The sequence below is a fragment of the Methylobacterium bullatum genome, assembly GCF_014845095.1.
GTDB lineage: Bacteria > Pseudomonadota > Alphaproteobacteria > Rhizobiales > Beijerinckiaceae > Methylobacterium > Methylobacterium bullatum.
On the sequence record NZ_NKUG01000240.1, the window covers coordinates 1 to 2,775 of the forward strand.

Below are 2,775 nucleotides of genomic sequence, written 5' to 3' on the forward strand. Positions count from 1 at the left end.
CCGGAGCGCGGCTGCGAGCTGGGGGGGTTGATGGGCAGGGCGGCGGACAGGGGTTTCGGCTCCGGGGAGGGGGGGGCGAGGGGGGTGCGCGCCACGCCGTTGGCCCAGGCGGCCTGGAGGATCGTGCCGGCGATCGGCACCGCGAGATGCCCGCCGGTCTGGCCGCGTCCCAGGGTCCGGCGGGTGCCGTCGGCATTGTCGTAGCCGACCCACACCACGATGGTGATCTCGTTGGTGAAGCCGGCGAACCACGCGTCGTTCTCGTTCTCGGACGTGCCGGTCTTGCCGGCGATGGAACCCGAGAAGCGGGCGAGGGCCGCCGCCGTGCCGTGGTTGGTGACGCCCTGCAGCATGGTCTTCAGCTGATAGAAGGCCACCCTGTCGGCCGAGCCGATCCGCACCGGCTCCTTCGGCTCGCGCTTGTACAGAACCGTGCCGTCGCGCTCCACCGCCTCCAGGGCGTAGGGCGCCGGCCGCGCGCCCTCGTTGGCCACGGCGGCATAGAAGGCGGCGAGATCGACCATGCGGACCGGCTGCGAGCCGAGGACGAAGGGATAGTAGCGCTCGCATTCGGCGTAGAGCTGCGCTTCGAGCGCGAGGTCGCAGATGCGGGTGAGGCTCGCCGGCGCGGTGTCGGCGATGCCGCCCTGGAGCAGGCGCGCGGTGACGAGGTTCTTCGAGAATTCGAGCCCGCGCCGGAGGGTCGTCGCACCCGACCCGCCGCCATCGTAGTTCTTCGGGCTCCAGGACTGGCCGACGCCGCCGATGGGCGGCAGGGTCACGCCGGCATCCATCACCAGGGTGTTGGGCTGCAGGCCGGCATTCAGCGCGGCGAGATAGGTCAGCGGCTTCAGGGTCGAGCCGGGCTGGCGCACGGTCTGCGTCACCCGGTTGAGCTGGCTCAACGGATAGGAGAAGCCCCCGTCCATGGCCAGGATGCGCCCGGTGCGGTTCTCCAGCACCAGGGCCGCGCCCTGGACCGAGGGACGCACGCGCAGATCCGCGCGGAGAGCCTTGGCCTTCGGGTCGCGCAACTTCACCCGCACCACGTCGTAGGTCTGGAGCCGGCCCTTGGCGATGCCGGGATCGAGGCTGACGATGCGCCCGTCGGCGAGCCCCGCCTTTACCGGTCCGCGCCCGGATTCGAGCACCACGGCCAGCGGCCAATGCACGTCGTAGAGCACGGGCCGCGCACTCTCCAGGGCGCGCTGCCAGACGGGTTTCTGCGGCACCGGCTTCGGCCCGGCGGCCGAAGCCGGGGCGGGCTTGTCCGTGGCCGATCTGGGCTTCGCCTCGCCGCCGACGACGAGCGGCACCGACTGGACCGATCCCTCCACGGCGGGCGTCGCCCCGCCGAGCTTGGCGATGCTGTCGGCGAGGTTGAATTCCGGCCCCTCGTAGCGCTGGCGCCCGGTGGCGCGCTCGTAATTGGCGAGCCCGTCCTGCAGGGCGGATTCCACAGCGGTCTGAAGGCCGGCATTGATGGTGGAGCGGACCACGTGGGAGGCGGAGGTGAGCGAGTCGATGCCCGCGAAGGTGCGCGCCTCGCGGGTGAGGTGATCGACGAAGTAGAACCCCGAATCCCGCCGCGTGGTCTCGATCGGCTTCAACCCGAGGGGCGCGTTGGCCGCCTCCGTCAGCTGCGCCTCGGTGATGACGCCCTCGTCCTTCATCCGCGCCAGCACATAGGCGCGCCGCTCCTTGGCGCGGTCGGGATACTTGTCCGGGTTGTAGAAGTTCGGCCCCTTCGGCATGCCGCCGAGCAATGCCGCCTCGGGCACGGTGAGCTGGCCCACGGACTTTCCGAAATAGCTGCGCGCGGCCATCTCGATCCCGTAGGAGCCGCGGCCGAGATAGATGCCGTTGAGGTAGAGTTCGAGGATCTGCGGTTTGCCGAGGATCCGCTCCAGGCGCGAGGCCACGATCATCTCGCGGATCTTGCGCTCGTAGGTGACGTCGTCGCCCACCGACAGGTTCTTGACCACCTGCTGGGTGATGGTGGAGCCGCCGGCCGGCCGGCCCGGCGAGGCGAGGTTGCCGATGAAGGCCCGGATGACGCCGCGCTCATCGATGCCCTTGTGGGTCTCGAAGCGCTTGTCCTCGGCCGCCACGAACGCCTTTTGCACCATCACCGGCACGTCGGAGATCGGCACGCTGAGGCGGCGCCCGTTGGCCTCGAACGTCTCGGCGTAGCGCTTGCCCGCCCCGTCGAGGATCAGACTGGCGCCGGGCAGCTTGCGGTCCTTGAGGTCCTGGGCCGAGGGCAGATCGGACACGGCCTTGTTGTAGAAGGCGATGACCTCGGCCGCGTCGAAGGGGGAGTTCGACGGGTTCTCGCCCTTGCAGAACTGCCGGTAGCTCGTGTTGAGCTCGCCGATATCGAGCCCGTGCAGGAGCTTGGGCGCGGAGGCACCGGCGATGGCCGAGGGGTCCTCCATGGCGGTGGAGATCAGCTCGTCGAGGTTGATGTCCTCGATGTCGAAGGCTTTCCGCATATGGGCGCAGCCGTCGCGCAGGATCTGCACCACCTGGGCCTTGTCGGCCACCGGATCGAACTGTGTCTTCACGGCATCCGGCCGCGTCGTCACCTGACTGAGCGTCAGCGCCGTCGCGAACAGCTTGATCAGGATGATGTTCATCGAGGAGCGGGCACCGGAGTTTCAATCACGCAGGGTCGGTGGAGGCACTCTCCTCCCCCTTGTGGGGAGGAGTTGGAGGTGGGGGTGGTGCCGAATATGGTGAGACCTGTCCGGAGCCACCCCCACCCTCGATCCC

The 2,775-nt window shown here is 69.3% G+C and carries 1 protein-coding gene; it reads right to left on the reverse strand.

The window, feature by feature from the left end:
- Window positions 1-2,639: penicillin-binding protein 1A (locus MBTS_RS22590; protein WP_192216542.1), on the reverse strand; the 2,639-nt coding region annotated here is incomplete at its 3' end.
- Window positions 2,640-2,775: the final 136 nt, after the last annotated feature.